This window comes from Anaerococcus prevotii DSM 20548, assembly GCF_000024105.1.
Classification (GTDB): Bacteria; Bacillota; Clostridia; order Tissierellales; family Peptoniphilaceae; genus Anaerococcus; species Anaerococcus prevotii.
Genome location: NC_013164.1, coordinates 43,568 through 59,063, shown reverse-complemented (window position 1 = coordinate 59,063; position 15,496 = coordinate 43,568). Strand labels below are relative to the sequence as shown.

11 protein-coding genes and 8 pseudogenes are annotated in these 15,496 nt (G+C 30.8%); all 19 read right to left on the bottom strand.

Features of this window, described 5'->3' with window-relative positions:
* Positions 1–281 precede the first annotated feature (281 nt).
* Positions 282–1,958: a recombinase family protein gene (locus APRE_RS09115; protein WP_012797137.1), complete on the bottom strand. Its 1,677-nt coding sequence runs from the start codon at positions 1,956–1,958 to the stop codon at positions 282–284.
* A 97-nt stretch (positions 1,959–2,055) separates the two neighbouring features.
* Positions 2,056–2,217 carry a hypothetical protein gene (locus APRE_RS09680; protein WP_000368174.1) on the bottom strand — a complete coding sequence of 54 codons (162 nt, stop codon included), beginning with the start codon at positions 2,215–2,217 and terminating at the stop codon, positions 2,056–2,058.
* A 686-nt stretch (positions 2,218–2,903) separates the two neighbouring features.
* Positions 2,904–3,638 (bottom strand): phage replisome organizer N-terminal domain-containing protein, encoded by a 735-nt coding sequence (locus APRE_RS09105; protein ID WP_012797136.1) that lies wholly within the window; start codon positions 3,636–3,638, stop codon positions 2,904–2,906.
* 102 nt (positions 3,639–3,740) lie between these two features.
* Positions 3,741–4,270 (bottom strand): annotated as a pseudogene (locus APRE_RS09100) (PcfB family protein).
* Between the two features lie 117 nt (positions 4,271–4,387).
* A pseudogene (locus APRE_RS09985) lies at positions 4,388–4,486 on the bottom strand (nucleotidyl transferase AbiEii/AbiGii toxin family protein); the annotation flags it as partial.
* Between the two features lie 75 nt (positions 4,487–4,561).
* Complete coding sequence (locus APRE_RS09095) at positions 4,562–5,410, bottom strand: AraC family transcriptional regulator (RefSeq protein WP_012797133.1); 849 nt, start codon at positions 5,408–5,410, stop codon at positions 4,562–4,564.
* 374 nt (positions 5,411–5,784) lie between these two features.
* Positions 5,785–5,958, bottom strand: a complete 174-nt coding sequence (locus tag APRE_RS09785) for a hypothetical protein (protein ID WP_008902123.1) — start codon at positions 5,956–5,958, stop codon at positions 5,785–5,787.
* 73 nt (positions 5,959–6,031) lie between these two features.
* The gene (mobQ, locus tag APRE_RS09085) at positions 6,032–7,666 is read right to left on the bottom strand and encodes a MobQ family relaxase (protein WP_012797132.1); all 1,635 of its coding nucleotides are present in this window, start codon (positions 7,664–7,666) and stop codon (positions 6,032–6,034) included.
* Between the two features lie 334 nt (positions 7,667–8,000).
* Positions 8,001–8,291 carry a DUF3847 domain-containing protein gene (locus tag APRE_RS09080; RefSeq protein ID WP_012797131.1) on the bottom strand — a complete coding sequence of 97 codons (291 nt, stop codon included), beginning with the start codon at positions 8,289–8,291 and terminating at the stop codon, positions 8,001–8,003.
* A gap of 129 nt (positions 8,292–8,420) precedes the next feature.
* Positions 8,421–8,551, bottom strand: a pseudogene (locus tag APRE_RS09670) (single-stranded DNA-binding protein); the annotation flags it as partial.
* A gap of 220 nt (positions 8,552–8,771) precedes the next feature.
* On the bottom strand, positions 8,772–9,305 hold the full coding sequence (locus APRE_RS09075; protein ID WP_016648548.1) for a DUF7010 family protein: 534 nt from the start codon (positions 9,303–9,305) through the stop codon (positions 8,772–8,774).
* Between the two features lie 328 nt (positions 9,306–9,633).
* Positions 9,634–10,410 carry a class I SAM-dependent methyltransferase gene (locus APRE_RS09070; RefSeq protein WP_012797129.1) on the bottom strand — a complete coding sequence of 259 codons (777 nt, stop codon included), beginning with the start codon at positions 10,408–10,410 and terminating at the stop codon, positions 9,634–9,636.
* 97 nt (positions 10,411–10,507) lie between these two features.
* A pseudogene (locus APRE_RS09980) lies at positions 10,508–10,659 on the bottom strand (class I SAM-dependent methyltransferase); the annotation flags it as partial.
* 153 nt (positions 10,660–10,812) lie between these two features.
* Positions 10,813–11,148 (bottom strand): annotated as a pseudogene (locus APRE_RS09060) (23S rRNA (uracil(1939)-C(5))-methyltransferase RlmD); the annotation flags it as partial.
* 60 nt (positions 11,149–11,208) lie between these two features.
* The gene (locus tag APRE_RS09055) at positions 11,209–11,688 is read right to left on the bottom strand and encodes a Csac_0668 family 2Fe-2S cluster-binding (seleno)protein (RefSeq protein WP_000700631.1); all 480 of its coding nucleotides are present in this window, start codon (positions 11,686–11,688) and stop codon (positions 11,209–11,211) included.
* Positions 11,689–12,086: 398 nt separating this feature from the next.
* Positions 12,087–13,036: pseudogene (locus tag APRE_RS09975) on the bottom strand (IS3 family transposase); the annotation flags it as partial.
* Between the two features lie 12 nt (positions 13,037–13,048).
* Positions 13,049–13,159, bottom strand: a pseudogene (locus APRE_RS10070) (type I restriction-modification system subunit M N-terminal domain-containing protein); the annotation flags it as partial.
* Positions 13,160–13,393: 234 nt separating this feature from the next.
* Positions 13,394–13,711: pseudogene (locus APRE_RS09040) on the bottom strand (RNA methyltransferase); the annotation flags it as partial.
* Complete coding sequence (locus tag APRE_RS09035) at positions 13,632–15,452, bottom strand: recombinase family protein (RefSeq protein ID WP_012797126.1); 1,821 nt, start codon at positions 15,450–15,452, stop codon at positions 13,632–13,634. The gene APRE_RS09035 and the pseudogene APRE_RS09040, both read right to left, overlap by 80 nt.
* Positions 15,453–15,496 lie beyond the last annotated feature (44 nt).

The following is a 15,496-nucleotide window of genomic DNA, read 5'->3' as shown; positions in this document are numbered from 1 at the left end:
AAAGCGAATATGTAAAGTTGGCTATTAGAGTTTTGTATTTTGAAAAGGATGTAACGAATCCTTACTCCCTTTCAATAAAAAAAGAGCAGCTTTTTAAGCCACTCTTGTAGAAAGTACAAAATGAGTTTATCTTATTAAATTTTTCTTTGTGTCTCCTCATACTAGTCTCAAAACAACTCTTACATCCATGAAGTTTTTTTGAGTCTTTTTGACGTATCCTTCTTCATCTTTATCGAAGACAAAATGCTTATAAAATTGCTTGAAATGAAGGATTTCTAAATTTACATCTTTTGTATCAACGCTATAGCCTCAACTTGTTCATCATTGTCCAAACTTATATTCAAGTCATCGTCTATAATTGGGAGCTTGAAAGTAATTGATTTTAGCCATTGTCCGTTAGGTTGTTTTTCTTCATAAACTTGAATTTCAGAAATCAAAGCTGTAATTAACTGTCTACGCTCTACATCATTCATAACTTTATAGAGTTTATCAAAATAGATCAGAACCTTATATATGTTATCTCCTGTTAATTTTTCAGCTTCAATAGTCTGTTTCTTTGCTTTCGCATCAATTAGTGATGATTCTAATTCATCTATTTTGTCATACATACGATAAAGTCTATCATCTAAATCCTGTTTTCTTCTCTTGTAATGCTTATCTTCAACATCTAAATTATCTATTTCCTCAATTAGCTTAAACTTTGTAGAATGACTCTTCCTCAATTCCTTTTGGTAATTATCTATTTCTTTTTCTATTTCAGAGGTATCCACCTTCATGTTGATTTTTTCTTGCATCATAGAAGCAAACTTCGGATTACTTACTATCTTGACAATTACCTCTGCAACAGCATCATCTAACAATTCTTCTCTAATTTGCTTACTGAATGTACACTTATGACCTCTTATCATCTGCCTATGCTTACAACCATAGTAATAAAAATCTTTATACTTTGTGCCATCTTTCTTTTTCTTGGTACACTTGTTTCCAAACATTCCCACTCCACATATCGGGCATTTTACAATTCCAGAAAGTAAGTGTGTGCGTGTATCTTTTCCTTTATTCACATGTTCATATTTCTTTGCTTGAGATTTTAGCTTAACCTGAGCAGCTTGCCAAACTTCATCGGAAACTATAGCTTCATGTATCCCTTCAGATATTAGATACTCATCTTGTTCAACCTGCTTATATTCATTTCTTGTACCATGAACTTTTTCTAAAGTTCTTCTTCCAAATGCTATTTTCCCATTATATACAGGATTCTTTAATATCTTTCTTATAAGACCTGCATCAAACAAAGGATTCTTACCATTCTGTCTTGGGATTTTTCTAATTCCATGATTCTCTAAGTATTTAGATAGCCCATTGGCTCCTATCGTAGTATTTACATACTGGTCGAAAATCGTTCTTATGGCAACTGCCTCTTCCTCATTTATAAACAGCTTGCCGTCTTCAAGTTTATATCCATACGGAGCAAAGCCACCATTCCATTTTCCTTCCCTTGCTTTTTGAATGCGACCTTCCATTGTTTGAATACGTATGTTTTCTCTTTCTATTTCAGCCACAGCTGATAAAACAGAAATCATTAGTTTCCCGGCATCTTTAGATGAATCAATGCCATCTTCAACACAGATAAGATTAACTCCATAATCCTGCATTATCTGAAGTGTAGAAAGAACATCAGCTGCATTTCTTGCAAATCTTGATAACTTAAACACAAGAACAAAAGATACTCCATCTTTTCCAGATTTTATATCTTCCATCATTCGATTGAACTGTTTTCTACCTTCAATAGACTTGCCAGACTTTCCGGCATCTTCATACTCTCCGACAATTTCGTAATCGTTGTAAATAGCAAAAGCTTTCATTCGTGATTTTTGTGCCTCTAACGAATACCCTTCTATCTGTATTGACGTAGATACTCGTGTATAGAGGTATACTTTTATTTTTTCTTTTAACATAGCATTAACCTCATTATAATTTTTCTATATCATATATAAACTTTGATTTTTGAATTTAAGTTTGGACTATCATTTCAAGTATATTATAACACTTTTATTAGTCCGTCTCAATTTGTGTTTTTGCCATGTCAAAACTATTTTTCATCTCTTGATTTTTTGCTGGCGTTGGATCGGGCAGATTATCTAAATCTAAAGCACCAGCATATTTTGCAATCAGATTTGCTATTAAATCAGCCAATCCATTCCAGTCATTGTCCAATATATACCTCCTCTAAAGTTTTATATCTAATAATTATTTGTTTAATTAAGTTTTACGACATTGACAAGTGCTTTGGATTAGCAACATAGGAATCTCACCTCCGCCTCTATTCCGGATGAGCCGGCTTCAACCTTAGAAGTATCATTATCCTCATTTTCTTCATAGCGGATAGGGTATCCCTCCCTATATTCAAACTCTTACTTATCGCTCACTTTCTTTTTGCTTAGCAGTACTTGTTTTGCCGAATTATTCAGCAGAAAGATCTTGGCGGCTAGGTTATTACGCTCCAAAAATAATTAACGTCTTGTCTTGGTCTATTCAATTATTAAGGTTCAAAATTTATCGAGAGTTATTAATCTTTTTAAAATTTGTCGATCAGAAAATAATTATCTTGATGTAACAAAATTCTTTAAATTACCCTCTTATACTTAACAGTGAAAAAAAGCCTTTCTTGGTAACCAATTTTGAAATAGAATTTGCTTATGTAAAAAGGTCCAATTCTCACTGCATAAGTAACAGTGAAAATTAGACCCTCTTGGTAATTGTCATCTAAAAGTCTTCTAACATTTCCTTTAATTTATTCTAATCGCCTTTTAAGTGTCATATTTACATTTTTATTATCTCTGGCATACTTTGTACCTTTTTAGACTTAAAGTCTTTAATAGTGCCTTTCCACCTCTTTTTACCTATAAAGATTCTCCTAAATCATAGTTCATTTTTTTATTTAAACCTTTCTGTGTTAGTTTATCTTTATCTTCTTCATACCATTTTAAGATTGTCACATAGTGGTTTTGATAGGTCTTACCACTGCTTTCCATGTATCTTGATAGTTTATTTATCATTATTTCTGTGTGTGAGTTTAATTTTTCTTTAAGGTTTTTATATTCTTCTTTGCTTAGCCTTACATTTTTGAATTCTCCATAAAAGATGGGGGTGGACTTTTTATCTTTTTCTATCTCTCCCTCTCTCTCTTTATCTATCTCTATATCTTTCTCTATCTCTATCTCTTGTCGGACATGGGTTGGACTCATTAAGGACAATGTCTTCTGTTTATTTTGTCTGTATCTTCTTTTTTTCTCTGCCCAGGCTGTTTCTGATCCGATTAAGTTTGGTATTTCAGTTAAATAGTATTCATCATTTTCTGTTACAACTTCTAATAAGCCTTGATTGATTAAGTAATTAACTGTAACCATTACATCATCGTCTGTTTCATCTATGGTTAGTGCTAACTCTTTTATAAAATCACTTTCTACTCCGTCATAATAGAGTTTGCCCTCATCTTTTAGGCTTAGTAGTAAAAGTTTGAGGTAGATTATCGTGTAGGTATCTCCTCCCGATATTCTCCTCAATCTTTTTATCCTCTTGTCTGTGAAAAATTCTTCTTTTAGTTTTATCCAATAATATCTTTTGTTTGCTGCCATATCTGTTCCTTTCTTGATTTTCGATAATCGAAATTCTTAATTTCCGATTTTCGGAAGTCTTGTTATTGTGGTTATTTAAGGGTGTAACTTTCCGTTACTCCCTTAGATTTCTCTGGTCATGTCTTTTTTGTTTGGTTTTACTTTTTCTTTTACTTTCCTTTTGACTTTCTCTTTTGTCTTATCCTTTTTATTGGATAGGTCTTTGTATTTCTTTATTTGTTTTAGAATACTTTCTTTTTCTTTTTTTATTTTTCCTTGGCTATGACTTGCTTAAAGGCATATTCCATTACTTTTATGTCTTTGGCTTGGAAGAATACTTCATAGTTTTGGCTTTCTTTGTTTTTCATTACTGAAAAACTTACTCCAAGTTTGTTTAGTTCTTTTTTTAAGTCTTTGAGGTCGCTTTGATCTATGCTTATATTTTCTAGTTGTCCTTTTTTATATAGGTCTTTTATTTTCATTTCATCGCCCATAAGACTTTTGAGGTTTCCATTTGCTTTTTCTAAAGTATCTTTCATCTTTTTTCTTATTTCTTTTTCTAAGTTGATTGATTCTTTTGCTGCCTTTATTGTGTATGATATTATGGTTTGTGCTGCTTGACCTGCTTCTTTGCTTATTTCTTCGTTTATCATGTTTTCTCTCCTTTGTTTGAATTAAAAAAAGGGAAGTATAGTCTTTAATTTTTCTATACTTCCCTTTGCTTGTTTTTATTTTATTGTTCTTGATGGTGGAATGCTTATTTTAAATGTTTTTATATCTTCTTTTCTAAAGATACATGGATAGATGTATTCTATTTCCCTTGGTATTGTTGCTTCTCCCGTTGTTAGGTCAAGTTTCATAGGACTTTTTACTCATTCCTATTTTTACTAATAGCAATCAAAAAAGCACCTACCATTTGATAGATGCCGTTAAACAAATTTAAATTACTCTTTTACTATAGGAACCCATAATTCCATTTTATAATCTTCTGAATTAGGGTCTCCATCTCCATATACTTCAAAATCAGGACTTTCATCATGTCTATATCCTTCTTTAGGGAAGAAATATGAAATAATATACTTCCATCCTTCGTGAATACACTTTGGTATAGGTCCTTGTAAGCTTACAATAGCATACTCTTTTTCAGGAATGCTAAGCGTATCCAAACCTAACTCTTTAGCTTTTACTTCATCCGTTAAATCAAAACCAGCTAAATATATAAATGAATCTTCTTCATCCATTATATAGTCATATCCTACGCCAAAGATTTGACCACTACCAAACTCTTCAAATTTTTCTCTTGGTACTTTTTCAACCAATCTATCCCAAACTTTTGGGAAATTTGAACTTTTAGTTACATCTGATTTAATACCAGCTACTTTAAACGCTTTCTTTTTCTCAATCTTAATATCCATTTGATTTCCTCCTTGAACTGAAATTGAAAAGTAGATTCTTGAGAAATATTGATACTTTTCTCCTTTTTTTACTTGACCTGGAGTTAGCTTGTGAAAACTTTTAAAAGCTAAAGCAAAAGAATCCTGAGAATTATAACCATATTTTATTGCAATATCTATAATTCTTTTATCTGAATTTTTTAAATCAATTGCAGCATTTGTCATCTTTCTTAATCTTATATATTCAGATAATGAATATCCTGATACGATTGAAAATATTCTTGAAAACATTGGAAATGAATATCCTGTTATCCGTGTTATTTCTTTTTCATCAAGTTCATCAGTTAAGTTATCTTCAATATAGTCTATTGCTAAGTTAAAAGATTTCATTATATCCATATTTCTACCACCTTTCATTTAAATTGTACAAGGATTTATTAAATTATACCCGATAATGCTAATACAAATATTATAGCATCACATGTTTATACTATTTTTCTTCTCTGCCAGACTTCTCATATTGCTCTTTATGCTTTCGATATTATAGCTTTTGCTAATTGACCTGCTTCTTTGCTTATTTCTTCGTTTATCATATTTTATCTCCTTTGTTTGAATTAAAAAAAGGGAAGTATAGGCTTTAATTTTTCTATACTTCCCTTTGATTGTTTTTATTTGGTTGTTGGTGGTGGAATGCTTTATTTTGATGTTTTTATATATTTCTTAGGTATTTGTACCTTTTATACTTTTAAATAGCTTACAATACCTTTCCACCTTTAGTAGTTTGTGTGTGTTCTTTTGTCTGATAGATAATTTTTCATGTTGGAATATATAATCTGCACTTCTTCATTGTTCATCGCTTTTATTTCTTCTGTGCTTTTATATGTTTTGTATGTTCCATCTTCATTTGCTTTTATGAGTTCATCTATTAGCTCTTGCCTTTTATTCATCTCTATTACCTCCTAGATCTGCCTTTAGTTGTTTGGTCATATTATAGCTTGGATAAGATATTTTTACCAGGTCTTATCTTTCTTGATTTTTGTAATAGTCTTTGGTCATTTGTCTTTTTTTATTAAAGTTATCACTATCTTGCTTATACTCTTTTATCTTTTTTATGATACTTTCTTTTTCTCCTCTCTTGATTGCCTTGTCAATTTCTATTGATAAGTCGATACCATATTCTTCATTGACTACTTCTACTGCATATTTAATATGATTTATTTCCTTGTATCTTTCCCTTATTTTTTCTGACTCTGTATTTAATTTACTGATTTCATCTTCTAAGTTTTTAATTTCTCCTAACCATTCTTTTTCTCTTAAATTTTTCTTTCCACTAATTTTTTCAATTAAGGTTCTTGCCCTTATATATTGGTCTATTTCCTTTTGATTATTCTTGTAGAAGCTTTCTTTGAATATTTTCTTGCTTTCATATTCTTGGTAGGTTGCTTTTGTTTTTCTTACAGTCTTTGCATAGGCTAAACATTTGTTAAGGTCTTCTATCTTTTGACTATTTTCTTTTATGGTCTTATATATTTCAGAGTTTTTACTTCTTAGGGCGCTTATATGCCCTTGTAAGTCTGATATGGTTTTTATTTTATTTTCTCTTAGATAATTTATTCCACTTGCATATCTTTTTAGATCATAGATTGCTTTGTTTCTTTTCCCATAAAATGATAATTCAGCTCTATTATTTTCTTGCATTTCTTGATAGAAGCTTAAATATTCATAGAGGTTAAAGAGTCCTGATTCATTTTCTATTTGCTTTTTACTTTGGTCTTTATATTCCCTATATGATTCTTTTAGCTTATATTTGAAGCCTGCTAGCCAGGATGTTATTTTCTTTATTTCATTGCCTATATTTTTTAATAGTTCATTCTGTTTTTTTATTTCACGATTTATATCTCCTTTTTCTGTTCTTATTCCTTTTCTTTCCATTGCACTAGCACTTGCTCCTAGATGTATTGTTGGTATTTGTTTTATGCCTTGTCTTTTAAAACTCCTATGGTCTACTCTTTTTTCTATATTATTTTTTGCTAGATATTCATTGCAAAGGTCTGAAAAATTTTCTCTCCATTTTTCTACATTGCCCTTATCATTCCAGGTTGTTAGTTCTACTTTTCTTGTCTTTGGTTTTCCATTTTTGTTTAATACTTTTTCTCCTTTTTCATCTAGAATATATTCTTTTTTACTTTTTTGCCCCCATGTTCCATCTTCATTTATTGGTCTTACTATGGTCATTATATGAGCATGAATGTTTTGATTTCCCTCTCTACTTTCATCATGAATTGCTAGGTCTACTATCATTCCCTCTTTTACAAAATTGTTTTGAACATATTCTTCTATCATCTTTTTATTTTCTTCTATGCTTAACTCTTTTGGTAGGGATATGATGAAGTTTCTTGCAAGTTGGGCATTAGAGTTTTTCTCAAATAGTTCTACCGAGTTCCACAAGGTTTTTCGGTCTTTATATTCTTCTGGTGCGTGATCTGGTAAAAATATTTCTTTGCTAATTACTCCTTGTTTTTTGGTGTAGTCATGGGTTACTCCGTCCCATTCATTTTTTATTTTTTCTCCACTTATATATGCTGCACTTGCTACTGCACTTTTTCCTTTTCCTCTTGATATTATGTTTACTGAAAAATGAAAACTGTCTGCCATTTTTTATCACTTCCTTTCTTTTTTTGTTGTTTTAGGTGGAGGCTTAATAGATTTTTATATCCACTTTGTGAACGAGCGTTTTGAAATGATAGAATTAAAAAAGCCGACTACTGAATTAATTTTTGTTGTTTCAGTATGTCGGCTTAATTGTTTTGTTCATTTCAAATTTTAAAAGTCAAGGGCGAGCCTTAGCGAGTTTATTTACCCTTGACTTTTAAAAAGCGAATGGTTTTGCTCCCTGCAAGGGTTTGGCTCTAAAGGCACGCAAGCACCCTTTAGGGTGTATAATTGCGCCCTTAGAAAATCTAAGGGAGATTTGATTATTTTATTTTACTTAATTTTCTCTGATTATTTTTAGTGTTTCTTTAAATTCTTTTGTCTTTGTTGCTTCTTCTAGTAGGATTTTTATTTCTTCATCTGTTAGTTCTTCTGCATTTTCTATAAGGCTTTCTAAGATTGCTCCTCTTGTTATGAGCCTATGAGTTCTTTCTTTTCTTATTTTCACTATGTCTTGTTTTAATATCTTCTTTTCTTGATTTTTTAGTTGCCTTAATCTTTCTTGTGTATTATCAATTTTATCTTTTATTTCTTTTGACTCTTGTCTTATTTGTTCTAATTTTTTCATATTAATTTCCTTTCTTGTATTAAAAAAGAGATAACATTTCTGCTATCCCTTTCAAAGTTTCACTATTAAAATTTTATGTCTTTTGAAATATCATTTATGTTTCTATAATGATTTTCTATTTATTATTCTTTCTCCATTTGTTCCATATTTTTTAACAAGAGCAAAATTTGCTACTTGAACACTTTCTCCATCCTTTTCAAATTCTGAAAATTTAGCTTCCTTAACTTAATTTCATTAATATTTATCATTTCTCTATCCATTAATTTCTTCTCCTTAATTTATAAATTTCAATTAAAAAAGGGACTGAACTTATATTTCAATCGCTAACTGTCTTATATATTAAATTGTTTTAAGTTAGACTTCTTATCCTTACCATTTTAATCTCCTAATTTTGAGTATAAAAAAAGACGATAGAGTTTAATTATCTATCATCTCTTGCGTTTCTATTTAATTATTTGGCTCGACAAACTGGGATTTGTTTTAGTTATCTCCCATTTTCTTTAATTCCATATGTAATACACAAGCAAATACTATCTCAATAATACATGCCGCAACAGCAACCGTTGTGCCGTTTAATGCACATCCTAAAATCAAAGAAATCATCGGAATGGAAATTGCAGCAACTGTATATCCCTTTGATTGATACAACCATGAATATGGAAATAAATGTGCTCCAAACACCATAGCGTATACCATAATCATCTTTTCCGGAACCGCACTAAACACCCACATAACGATTAATAAATAAACCATTTGATTTAAGGTGAAAATGAAGCCTAATTGTCCAAGTGGATTTTGTTTTGAAAAGATATCCACCTTTATAAGTTTACCAATTAGCCAAGACAGCGGTAATAATGGGCATGAACAGCAAAACACCAATAAATTTTTCATATTCATATTGATATCTAAAATTGACACAAGTACTATCAGAAGCCATATAATCACCGATGCCATGATAAATGGTAATCCTTTTTTCTGCTGAATTGCAATTTCTTTTCTTAATTTATCCATCATTTTCTCCTACACAAATTCTAATTTCTCTAGTTCTATTATATAATATAGTCCCTCGCATGTGTAGACTCTTACAGTAAATATTACAATCTGGTTATCACTGTATTACCATTTATCTTAGCTTTACCCTTTCGTGTAACATACTTTTCAATATCAAAAACATTTCTCTCATCATAATCTTCCAATAACTTGTAATTCTTATGCTTTGTAATATCGAATTTATAAGATAAGAAAGATCTTACTCCACCTGGTACATCATAAGCAAATCCAATACTTTCATGGTCATATAAATTCTAGTTCAGGAGGATTACCGTGGATATTTATTTTATGTTTATAGTTTTATGCACAAATTTGCTAAATAATCACTTCCATATTTTGATAATCTGTTTCTATTATCCTTTGATTCATAAAAATCGATCATAGCAAAGCCAACCTTTAACTGACCTCCGATTTGTGATTCTAGTGTATGACTAAACTCATAACCGTATTCTGGATTGATTTCAATATTTCCTTGTTTTTCTAGTTCACTTGAATCATAAGGTAAGGAATATTTCAGCAATAGTTCTTTATCTGGGGAATCCCAAACATCATCACCGTCATACATATAGATCCATGGGTTCATATAACCAACCATCAATAGTCCGCCCTTTTTTAGAACTCTATATGACTCTTTCCACATGTTTTCTAAGTCAGAAATGTAAGCATTCGATACAGGACAAAAAATGATATCAAAACTTTCATCCTCAAAAGGAAAAAGTTTAGTCATATCTGCATGAACAGTATCAATTTGAATATTTTCTCGTTCAGCTACTAATCTATCTTTCGTCAATTGTTCTTCAGAAAAATCCATTATTGTAGTTTCATAGCCTTTTCCTGCAAAAATTGGTCCTTGTTGCCCGCCTCCACAAGCCAATCCTAGCAATTTTTTTCCTTTAGCTTTTTCAAACCACTCAGTAGGAACTGTCTTACCAACAGTTAACCCTACACTTAATTCATTTTCTATTGCTTCTTTATACTCTTCACTTGTCAATGGAACCGTATAGGGATTTCCTTTTTTCCTTGAAACATTGTTCCATCTATTCTGATTAAACTTTACGTATTTTTCCATTTTATTAACCTACTTTTTCAATTTTATTTTTTTGTAGAGACGCTAAAATCCTGTATTCATCGTTACTATCTGCCCTTGTCATAATTATAACACGAAACCCACAAGCAAATTCAAGCACCTCCATGTCTTTATTCAAATGAGGACGAATGTATTCGCAAACTCTATCATATACTCCTTTGTTTTTTTCATGCAAGGAGCATATAGCTTAGCAAATTTATCCCAAAATTTTTTATTGCTTTTATCAAGCATTTCAACACTCCTTTTAATATAAAAATGATCCTATCAATCTTTATATTGAGTCTATTTTCTAATTGATACCTTGCAAGAAAGGAATAATAGCTGTTCCTATACCAAGTAGGAATGTAATAAATGCAGAAAGTCGTATGCTGCTATTCTTTTCTATCAAATCATTTTGAAGTGTCTCAAGGCATCCATGATGGCTTCTTCTTTTTCAGGAGTACACTGTGGAATAATTTGTTTCTCCTTTTTAGACTTGTTGTAATGTTCTCGTAATTCTATTCCACATTTCTTTTTTATCTGTGCAATATATAATGTCGAAACTTTTAATTCAAATTTATTCCAAACATATTCTTTGATTTGAGCATATGTTGCCTTACTTTCAGCACTTGTCAAATCAAGCTCATCTAGCTCAATTTCAATATTTATATGCTTATCGACATCAAGTTTGGACAAAAGTGCTACCGTCTCAACCCCTATGGTTATGGGGAACATATCCACGCTCGTAGATGGAAACATATCAAAGATTGGCTCTCGTTTGTAGGAACATATCGACTGTAATTATTTCATTTTCAAGCCTTTATCGATAGCTTCCTGAATAATCTTATGACAACAAACTCCCAACGGATTGTTTTCTTTACAATTAGAATTTTTCATTGCCCCAGTGATGGCATTTACTTCTTTTACGGATTTCGCGCCATGCTTTACAACTGCTTCAATTACCTGATTTTCTGTGACTTCGCTACAATAACAAGCATACTTAGGATCTGCATCTTTCTTAAACCAGATAGGAACTCTAACTTGGTCTTTCAAGAATTTTATTTCATTATCTAAGTTATAGTAAACAACGTCGCAGTCCTCGTTCATGCAAATCTTATATTGATCTCCATTAACAGCATTACGATAATCATCTACCACTAGATGTTCAACAGTTACTTTACTAACGGAAATCCCTTCATTATTACATACAGGACAATTGTCTTTAATTTGATCCGGCTTTTCTGTTTTGCATCCACAACAACATTCATTATTAATCTTCATATTCTTAGCCTCCATATTTTCATTATAATTTCTTTTTTAAACTAGGTAAAACCAATTTCATATACTTGTCATTTATTAATAGCGTCAAACATTTTAGCTGGTGTTAATTTACTTAGCTTCCTGTTGTCAGCCAACGCACGTGTAGCTTTTTTGTGTATAAACACATCAGCGTCATGTTACCCATTGCTCGGCATTCTTCTAATGAACCCAAATACATGGAATGGCAACCCTTTTTTAGACAATTTATAACCGAACATTATCAAGCTTGAAAGTTTCTTTAGATTATAAAATATATTCTCAGACAATCAAGGGTAAAGGCTTCGCCCAAATTTAGTTGAAATTTGCCCTTGACAGTCTGTTCATATATTTTATTTAATTTATGAAACTTCCAGAGCTTTTTATTCTGCTTTTCTATATTCTACTGGTGTTTTATATCCTAAAGATCCATGAATTCTTAGGTTATTATACCAATATACGTATTCTGCTAATTTTAGATTAAGTTCTTGGAAATTAGTAAAGTTCTCCTGATATATGAATTCTGTCATCATTACTTTATTGACTGCTTCGCTTACTGCGTTATCATATGGGCTTCCTTTTTTACTTAGCGATCTTTTTATCCCAAATACATTTAATATTTCTTCTATTTTTATATTTTTAAATTCTCTTCCTCTATCTGTGTGAAATATTTTTATACGATTTAGTGGATGCCTTATTGAGTAAAATGCTTCTGCTACTAGATTTGCATCTTTGTTTTTACCTGATGAGTATCCTATTATTTCACGGCTGTTTAAGTCTATTATTAAACATATATAATTCCATGTTTTTCCTACTCTTACATATGTTAGGTTGCTTACTATTGCTTCTAAATAGTCTCTATTGTCAAATTATCTATTTAAAAGGTTAGGGATGTCTTCTTCGTTGCATTTGGATCTTATTACTTTATATTGTGCTACTGTATAGTTTGAGACTAGGCCATTTTTCTTCATTATTCGGCCTATTTTTCTTCTCGATATTTTATATCCAATTTTCCCTAGTTCTTTTTTTATTTTGCGTGTTCCATAGTTGTTTCTACTTCTTCTGAATATTTCTTTTATTTCTTCTATTAGTTTTTCATCTTCATCTAATTTCACATCTTTTTCTTTGTTCAAATGATAATAGACTAAACTTCTTGTGACCCCAAGTAGTCTACACATTGCACTAATGTTATATTTATCTCGGTTCGAGATAATGAGGTCTATTTTTTGCCTAACAGTAGTGCAGCTTGCTTTAAAATATCATTCTCCATTTCAACCTGTTTCAATTTTTTACGAAGTCTGATTATCTCTTTTTGTTTCGCATCCACATTATCAAAATGTTTACTCTAAGCAGCACACCAACTATTTATTTTTTGAGTTTTAAACTTTGGTAGAAGTCTTGAACTCTTTATATTTACATAACTATTTGCCTCTATCACTATTATGACACGAAACCCTGCACAATGATCTAAAATTTTCAATTCTAACAAGTCTTTTTCAGTATTTTTAACTTCATAAAAACCTCTTTGGCAATAATGCCTAATTCTTCTTTAGTTGTTAAAATTTTTTATTTTACCATCATCGTTCCCCTGATTTTCAATTAATCTTCTTAGGTTATATAAGAAGTACATATCTTTTTAATCTTAAAGTTTTTAAGTCTTAATTTTAAAATTTTCAATCTTAGATATTATTTAAATCATTCCAAAATGCTCTAAAGCATCTTCGATTGCTTTTTCTTTTTCTTCTGGGCAATTTGGCACTCTTTGATTTTCTTTCTTACTAAAATTATAATTTTCTCTCTCTATTAGACCATGTTTCCTTTTTACTTGTGCGATATATAGGCTTGAAACTTTTAGTCCGTATTTATCTAACACATACTTTTTAATTTCTCCATAAGTTGCGTCTTTTGAAAAGTCAATTTCAGATAATTCATCTTCCCCTATTTCTATATCTAAATGATGTTCTGTGTTTAGTTTGGACAACAGAGCTACCGTCTCCACATGCGTTGTCTTTTGATTGGGAACATAATTTTTTATCCTCGTCATTCTTGTAGGAACACAATTTATTAATGTCATTGTCTTTGGCATTTTTTCTTTTGTCTTTAAAGTTATTAGAATCTTGACTATCTTTAACTCCTGTTTTGAAATAGAATGTTAAGTCATATGGATGAACTGTTCCGTCTTTGTCAATTCTACCCACCACAACTTTATCAACTATGCTTTCAAATACTGTTCTGTTAAATTCCTCTATAATTTCTCTATTTTCTAAGACCTTTTTAAATTGCTTTAATCTTTCTTTAATAGAGTCTTCATCTTTTATCGTTAGTTCCAGTGTTTTCTTTTCATCAAGTAATTCTTCTTTTTGTTTTGTAAGTTTTTTATACTTTTTGGCATAAACTTCTTCGTCTATACTATCTTCTAAATGAAGATCAACTAACTTTCTTTCTTGACTAATGATTCTATTTAATTGATTTTCTAACTTTTTCAAATCTTTGACCAAAGTCTCATCATTTATTTCTTCTTCAACAATCTTTAAAAAGTCATCTATTATTGTTGAATCTGCATGGCATAATTGCCTATAGCTTTCAACAAATGCTTTTTCTATTGCTGCTTCTTGTATTCCTTTTGAATGAGGGCAATATTTTTTACCTTTTTTAGTTGACTTTACACATTGCCAGTTAATTTTTTTATAAATTGAACTAGTGTGCCATGTTCTTCTTGAAAGTATTTCACCACAAAATCCACATTCAAGCATACTTGAAAAAGCATATTGCCTTGATAGTTTCTCTCTTTTTCTATCCTTATTAGCAATGGTGTTTCTATTTTGTGCTCTCCTGAGTCTAATCTCCTGAGCCTTCTCAAAATCTTCTTTTGATATAATTGCCTCGTGATGATTTTCAATATGGTATTTATCAGATTCTCCAAAATTTGCTAGTCTTCTTTTTGTTATTGGATCAACTGTAAAAGTTTTTCCCATTAGTATATCGCCAATATACTTTTCATTCTTAATTACCCCTAACACTGTAGTATCAGACCATTTTGTTTTACCTCTAGGGGTGAGATATCCTTGTTCTTCTAGTTCCCTACCAATGACCGAACCACCATTGCCTTCTAAATATCTTTTAAAGATATATCTAACAATTTTGGCTTCTTCTTCATTTATAGAGATACTTTTTGTTATAGGGTCATAGTCGTATCCAAGGCAACCTTGAAAACCAATAAGTTCCCCTTTTTCCATTTTCATTTTCAGTCCTTTTTTCACATGGGCTGAGGTATTTTCTACTTCTTGTTGAGCTACTGAACTTAATATTGTTAATAGTAACTCTCCATCCATTGTCAAAGTATCTATATTTTCTTCTTCAAATACTACACCAACATTATTTTCCTTTAGAAGCCTTACATACTTTAAGGTATCTAATGTATTTCTAGCAAATCTTGATATAGATTTAGTAATTATCATGTCTATATCTCCATTTTGGCAATCACTTATTAGCCTCATGAAATCTGCTCTTTTAGTTGCAGTTGTTCCTGTTGTTGCTTCATCTGCATATATACCAGCCAAAGTCCAGTTCTTATTATTTTTTATTAGATTTGTGTAATAATCAACTTGCGATTTATATGATTCAAGTTGGTCTTTACTATCTGTACTTACTCTACAATACGCTGCAACACGTTTTAAATCTAAATGTAGTGCATTTCTATTTCTTGCTCCTAAATTTGAAGCTTTTATTAATTTTACTTTAGTATTCATTTTACCTCCTTCCCATTTTGTATCTTTCTACAGTGTTATTATAT